Origin of the sequence: Mesorhizobium sp. M7A.F.Ca.CA.004.06.1.1, from assembly GCF_003999135.1 — a bacterium.
Taxonomy (GTDB): domain Bacteria; phylum Pseudomonadota; class Alphaproteobacteria; order Rhizobiales; family Rhizobiaceae; genus Mesorhizobium.
This window is the reverse complement of record NZ_RZPQ01000889.1, coordinates 1-2178: the sequence shown is the minus strand read 5'-3', so window position 1 is coordinate 2178 and position 2178 is coordinate 1. Positions and strand designations below refer to the sequence as shown.

The window sequence follows — 2178 nt, the reverse complement described above, 5'->3', positions numbered from 1 at the left end:
CCTCGTCATCGCCTGTTGCCAGTTCGGCAGCCAATGGCGCGCGGCGACGCGCCTCTTCCTCAGCCCGACGGCGGGATTCGGCCTCGGTCTGCAACCGCGCCTCTTCCTCGGCCTGGCGGCGTGCGGATTCATCGCGTTCGCGCTTGCGGCGCTCTTCGTCCTCGGCGCGACGCTTGGCATCCTCGGCGGCGCGCTGGCGGTCCTCGACCTCGCGAACCTTCGAGCCCTCGAGCGCCCTGCGGCGTGCTTCCATTTCACTGCGCGACAGTTCGTTCAGCACCATGCCGCTGCGCTCGACCGGGGCCGGTGGCGGCGGGGGTGGCGGCGCCTTCGGTGCTTCCGGCACGACGGGTGCGGCCACGACCGCCGGCTTCGGTGTGAAGACGGGGGCGGCAACAGGCTCCGGCTTGTCGCCGGGCATCGAGAACTTGCGCTTCTTGGTTTCGACGACGACCTGCTTGGTGCGGCCGTGCGAGAAGTTCTGGCGCACAGTGCCCTGCTCCATACCGGGGCGCTTCAGCGTCAAGGTCTTCTTCGGCGTCACACTCAGCGTATTGTCGTCACCCGATTTCGTATCGCTCATTCCATATCCTCTGCGGCATCATCTTCGTCAGCAACAGCCGCAAGCATTGCCAGATCGTCCGGGGAACCGCCCCGATACCGGTCGAGCGCAACCATGCGCTTCTGGACCGCCCTGCCCGCGTCTCCCGCGAGAACGGCAGCATGTATCACATTTGTACCCCCCAATGCCAAGCTCAACTCGACCTCGGAGAAAAGTTTGTAGGCAAGGATGGCGGGCCCGCCGAGATGGACTGTCGCCCGTCGCGCCTGGCTGATCTTGCGCACGCCGTCATCGGACGCCTCGGTCGCGTGGAGCACGAAAAGCGCCAATCCGCCGCGAACAGCACTTTCGACCTTGGTAGCACCAAGCGAAATTGCGCCTGCCTTACGGGCAAGACCAAGCATGCCCAGAGCGTGCCTGGAAAGCAGCCCGTCGATCATGCCGCCAAGATCGGGCGGCACGACCACCTGTGCCTTGAAGGCGCGGGCAAAGAGGTTCTTCGCCGCAGCCTTGTCGATATGTAGGCGGTCGGCGCTCACCCAGCAACCGCGGCCGGGCAGATTTCTCTTGATGTCGGGAACGACGGCCGAATCCGGGCCGACGACGAACCGGATCAGATCATCCGGTTCGGCTTGTTTGCGCGTAACGATGCAGGTGCGATCGTTCATCTCGTCCAGGGGCGGGTTCGGTGCGATGCGGTTTCACCTCACGCACCAACGGCTTCGTCAGCCGAGACTTCTTCGGCTGCAAGCTCGTCTTCGGTGATCCAGCCGGCCTTGAGGCGGGCGGCCAGAACCATCTGTTCGGCGTCCGCGCGGGTCACGCCATGATTGGCCAGCACGCCCGGATAGACCTTTGTCTCGCCGTCCTTGCGTTCCTTCCAGCCGGTCAGGTCGTCGGCGGCATAGCCGGCGAAATCCTCGATCGTCTTCACGCCGTCCTCGCCAAGCGTCACCATCATGGCGGTGGTGACGCCGGGGATTTCGCGCAACTCGTCCGAAACACCGAGCGCCTTGCGCTTGTCATCGTGCTCGGCCTCGATCTTCTCCAGATATTCGCGGGCGCGGGTCTGGATTTCCGAAGCGGTGTCCTCGTCGAAACCGTCGATCGAGGCGATCTCGCCGGAATCGACATACGCGACTTCCTCGACGCTGGTGAAGCCTTCGGAGGCCAGCACCTGGCCGACCATCTCGTCGACGTCGAGGGCTTCCATGAACAGCGACGAACGCTCGACGAATTCCTTCTGGCGACGCTCGGATTCTTCGGCCTCGGTGAGGATGTCGATATCCCAACCGGTCAGCTGCGAAGCCAGACGCACGTTCTGGCCGCGGCGGCCGATGGCCAGCGACAGCTGGTCGTCGGGAACCACGACTTCGATGCGCTCGGCATCCTCGTCGAGCACGACCTTGGCGACTTCCGCCGGCTGCAGCGCGTTGACGATGAAGGACGCCGCAGAAGGCGACCACGGAATGATGTCGATCTTCTCGCCCTGCAATTCGCCGACGACGGCCTGGACGCGGCTGCCGCGCATGCCGACGCAGGCGCCGACCGGATCGATCGAGCTGTCGCGCGAAATAACGGCGATTTTGGCGCGCGAACCCGGGTCGCGGGCGACC

Annotated in this window: 3 protein-coding genes; all 3 read right to left on the bottom strand. The window is 64.9% G+C overall.

Annotation, left to right across the window (positions count from 1 at the left end; translation table 11 throughout):
- Window positions 1-583 (bottom strand): translation initiation factor IF-2 associated domain-containing protein (locus EN906_RS31755; protein ID WP_206529220.1); only part of this gene is annotated, 583 nt, incomplete at its 3' end.
- Window positions 580-1230: an RNA-binding protein gene (locus tag EN906_RS31750; RefSeq protein ID WP_127270709.1), complete on the bottom strand. Its 651-nt coding sequence runs from the start codon at window positions 1228-1230 to the stop codon at window positions 580-582. The genes EN906_RS31750 and EN906_RS31755, both read right to left, overlap by 4 nt.
- Before the next feature lie 38 nt (window positions 1231-1268).
- Window positions 1269-2178: transcription termination/antitermination protein NusA (locus EN906_RS31745; protein WP_164777515.1), on the bottom strand; the 910-nt coding region annotated here is incomplete at its 5' end.

What these genes read in the sequence shown, in the direction of transcription:
- EN906_RS31750 (WP_127270709.1), bottom strand. Translation starts at nt 1,230, where the DNA reads ATGAACGATCGCACCTGCATCGTTACGCGCAAACAAGCCGAACCGGAT.